This window comes from Pseudomonas sp. Sample_9, assembly GCF_004307535.1.
Lineage (GTDB): Bacteria > Pseudomonadota > Gammaproteobacteria > Pseudomonadales > Pseudomonadaceae > Aquipseudomonas > Aquipseudomonas mercuritolerans.
Map to the genome: position 1 here is coordinate 1 of NZ_RAZO01000480.1, position 4014 is coordinate 4014.

Sequence of the window (4014 nt, forward strand, 5' to 3'; positions counted from 1 at the left end):
TCTGCGCCGGGTGATTGAGGCTGACGGTGTAGCTGGCGGTCTGGCCTTCGGTCACCGAGCTGCTGCCGGTGATGCTGACAGTGGTGGTGTCGACGGTGTCGGTGACGCTGGTCACCGCTGGCGTGGTGCTCTGTACCAGTTTTTCGAAGCTGCCACCGGTGGCGCTGCTGATGGTCGCCTGCACGGTGCCGGCATCTTTGTAGACGTCGTCAGCTGGCGCTGGAACGTTCACGGTGCCGGTGGTTTCGCCAGCCTTGATGGTGATCACGGCGCCGTTCGACAAGGTCACGGTCACTGGTGAGCCAGCGGCGTTGGTCAGTGTAGCGGTGTAAGTGATCTGGCCACCTTCAGTCACGGAACCGGTCGCGCTCAGCGACAGGTTGGTGGTGTCGACGGTGTCGGTCACGGTGGTGCTGACCGGGGTCTTGTCGGCGACGAGATTCTCGAAATTGCCGCCGCTGACGTTGGTGATCGAGTTGGTCAGCGGAGCGTTGCCGGTCAGCGCATCGTTCGGTGCGACGGCGGTTACGGTGCCGGTGGTCTGGCCGACGGCGATGGTGATGTTCTGGCCGTTGGCCAACGTCACGACAACTGGCGAACCGGTGACGGGTGCGCCGACGGTTGCGGTGTAGACGACGTTGCCGCCTTCGGCCGCTGTGGCGGTTGCACTCAGTTTTACGGTGGTGGTGTCGATGGTGTCGGTGACGCTGGTCACTGCTGGCGCGGTGCTCGGTACCAGGTTTTCGAAGTTGCCACCGGTCGCGGTTTTGATCGTGGCCTGCACGGAACCGGAGTCTTTGTAGACGTCGTCGGAAGGTGCCGGAACGGTTGCGGTGCCGGTGGTTTCGCCTGCTTTGATGGTGATCACGGCGCCGTTCGACAAGGTCACGGTCACTGGTGAGCCAGCGGCGTTGGTCAGTGTCGCGGTGTAAACAATCGAGCCGCCCTCAGCCACGGAGTCGGTCGCACTCAGAGACAGGTTGGTGGTGTCGGCAACGTCGGTGACAGAAGTTGAAACTGGAGTTTTGTCTGCAGCCAGATCTTCGAAATTGCCGCCAGTTACGCCAGTGATCGAGTTGGTGATCGGAGCGTTGCCGGTCAACGCATCGTTCGAAGCAACAGCGGTTGCAGTGCCAGTGGTCTGACCGACGCCGATGGTGATGGTCTGGCCGTTGGCCAGAGTTACCACGACTGGTGAGCCGGTGACCGGGGCGCCGACGGTGGCGGTGTAGGTGACAGTGCCGCCTTCAGCGACCGAGGTATCGGCGGTCAGTTTGACCGTCGAAGTGTCGATGGTGTCGGTGACAGTCGTCACGGCTGGAGCAGTGCTCGGTACCAGGTTCTCGAAATTGCCGCCGGTGGCGCTGGTGATCGTGGCCTGAACAGCCCCGGCATCTTTATAAACGTCATCGGCTGGCGCAGGAACGGTTGCGGTGCCGGTGATTTCGCCAGCCTTGATGGTGATAACGGCACCGTTCGACAAGGTGACGGTCACAGGCGAGCCAGCGGCGTTGGTCAGCGTAGCGGTGTAAACAATCGAACCACCTTCGGCCACAGAACCGGTCGCACTCAGCGACAGGTTAGTGGTGTCGGCAACATCCGTAACAGAAGTCGAAACCGGAGTTTTGTCCGCCACCAGATCTTCGAAGTTGCCACCGGTTACGCCAGTGATCGAGTTGGTGATCGGGGCGTTGCCAGTCAGCGCATCGTTCGCAGCAACAGCGGTTGCGGTGCCAGTAGTCTGACCAACGCCGATGGTGATGGTCTGGCCGTTGGCCAATGTCACGACGACAGGCGAACCGGTAACCGGAGCGCCGACGGTGGCGGTGTAAGTCACGGTGCCGCCTTCAGCCACCGACGTATCGGCGGTCAGTTTGACGGTTGACGTGTCGATGGTGTCGGTGACAGTCGTCACGGCTGGAGCAGTGCTCGGTACCAGGTTCTCGAAGTTGCCGCCGGTGGCACTGGTGATCGTCGCCTGGACGGAACCGGAGTCTTTGTAGACGTCATCGAAAGGGGCCGGAACGGTTGCGGTGCCAGTGGTTTCGCCAGCCTTGATGGTGATCACGGCACCGTTCGACAGGGTCACGGTCACTGGCGAGCCAGCGGCGTTGGTCAATGTCGCGGTGTAAACAATCGAGCCGCCTTCAGCCACGGAACCGGTCGCACTCAGAGACAGGTTGGTGGTGTCGGCAACGTCGGTGACAGAAGTCGAGACAGGTGTTTTGTCCGCAACCAGATCTTCGAAGTTGCCGCCGGTCACGCCAGTGATCGAGTTCGTGATCGGCGCGTTGCCAGTCAGCGCATCGTTCGCAGCAACAGCGGTTGCAGTGCCAGTAGTCTGGCCAACGCCGATGGTGATGGTCTGACCGTTGGCCAAGGTCACGACCACAGGCGAACCGGTAACTGGCGCACCAACGGTGGCGGTGTAAGTCACAGTGCCGCCTTCAGCCACCGACGTATTAGCGGTCAGTTTGACGGTCGAGGTGTCGATGGTGTCGGTGACAGACGTCACGGCCGGAGCAGTGCTCGGAACGAGGTTCTCGAAATTGCCGCCGGTAGCGCTGGTGATCGTTGCCTGGACGGAGCCGGCGTCTTTGTAGACGTCGTCAGCTGGCGCTGGAACGTTCACGGTGCCGGTGGTCTTGCCGGCGTCGATGGTGATCACGGCGCCGTTCGACAAGGTGACTGTCACAGGCGAGCCAGCGGCGTTGGTCAAGGTCGCGGTGTAGGTGATCTGGCCACCTTCGGCCACTGAGTTGCTGGCGCTGAGCGACAGATTGGTGGTGTCGTTGACATCCGTAACAGTGGTCGAAACCGGTGTTTTGTCCGCCACCAGATCTTCGAAGTTGCCACCGGTTACGCCAGTGATCGAGTTGGTGATCGGAGCATTACCTGCCAACGCATCGTTCGCAGCAACAGCAGTTGCAGTGCCAGTGGTCTGACCGACGCCGATGGTGATGGTCTGACCGTTGGCCAGAGTCACGACCACAGGCGAGCCGGTGACTGGCGCACCAACCGTGGCGGTGTAAGTTACGGTGCCGCCTTCGGCCACCGACGTATCAGCCGTCAGTTTGACGGTCGAGGTGTCGATGGTGTCGGTGACAGACGTCACGGCCGGAGCAGTGCTCGGAACGAGGTTCTCGAAATTGCCGCCGGTAGCGCTGGTGATCGTTGCCTGGACGGAGCCGGCGTCTTTGTAGACGTCGTCAGCTGGCGCTGGAACGTTCACGGTGCCGGTGGTCTTGCCGGCGTCGATGGTGATCACGGCGCCGTTCGACAAGGTGACTGTCACAGGCGAGCCAGCGGCGTTGGTCAGTGTGGCGGTGTAAACAATCGAGCCGCCCTCAGCCACGGAGCCGGTCGCACTCAGCGACAGATTTGTAGTGTCGGCAACGTCGGTGACTGAAGTCGAAACTGGAGTTTTGTCGGCAACCAGATCTTCGAAATTGCCACCGCTCACGCCAGTGATCGAGTTGGTGATCGGAGCATTACCGGCCAACGCATCGTTCGCAGCAACAGCAGTTGCAGTGCCAGTAGTCTGACCGACGCCGATGGTGATGGTCTGGCCGTTAGCCAATGTCACGACGACAGGAGAACCGGTAACTGGCGCACCGACGGTGGCGGTGTAAGTCACGGTGCCGCCTTCGGCGACCGACGTATCGGCGGTCAGTTTGACGGTCGAGGTATCGATGGTGTCGGTGACTGTCGTCACCGCTGGAGCAGTGCTCGGTACCAGGTTTTCGAAATTGCCACCGGTAGCGCTGGTGATCGTTGCCTGGACGGAACCGGCGTCTTTGTAGACGTCATCGGATGGTGCAGGAACGGTTGCGGTGCCGGTTGTTTCGCCAGCCTTGATGGTGATGACAGCGCCGTTCGACAAGGTCACCGTCACTGGCGAGCCAGCGGCGTTGGTCAAGGTCGCCGTGTAGGTGATCTGGCCACCTTCAGCCACCGAGTTGCTGGCGCTGAGCGAGAGACTGGTGGTGTCGGTAACGTCGGTGACAGAAGTCG

The 4014-nt window shown here is 61.4% G+C and carries 1 protein-coding gene; it reads right to left on the minus strand.

All coding sequences use genetic code 11. The features are described 5' to 3' along the window. Positions 1 to 4014, minus strand: a 4014-nt coding sequence (locus D6877_RS27375; protein ID WP_347233440.1) for an immunoglobulin-like domain-containing protein, incomplete at both ends; no start/stop codon positions are given.